1 pseudogene is annotated in these 320 nt (G+C 56.6%); it reads right to left on the reverse strand.

Going from position 1 to position 320, the window contains the following annotated elements:
* Positions 1–320: pseudogene (locus tag DMB71_RS00085) on the reverse strand (collagen-like protein); the annotation flags it as partial.

The following is a 320-nucleotide window of genomic DNA, read 5'->3' on the forward strand; positions in this document are numbered from 1 at the left end:
CGCTCCGGTATCTCCTTTCAGACCCTGAAGCCCTTGCGCGCCTGCCGCTCCAGTATCTCCTTTCAGGCCTTGAAGCCCTTGTGGGCCTGCTGCTCCGGTATCTCCTTTCAGACCTTGAAGCCCTTGTGCGCCTGTCGCTCCGGTATCTCCTTTAAGTCCCTGAAGCCCTTGTGCGCCCGTCGCTCCGGTATCTCCTTTCAGACCCTGAGGCCCTTGCGCGCCTGCCGCTCCGGTATCTCCTTTTACTTTTCCGACATCAGATGTTGAGCCGTCATCATAGGTAATTATAAGATTTCCCGAACCGTCGATTGCCGTACCTT

This window comes from Flavobacterium tistrianum, assembly GCF_003254545.1.
GTDB classification, from domain to species: domain Bacteria; phylum Bacteroidota; class Bacteroidia; order Flavobacteriales; family Flavobacteriaceae; genus Flavobacterium; species Flavobacterium tistrianum.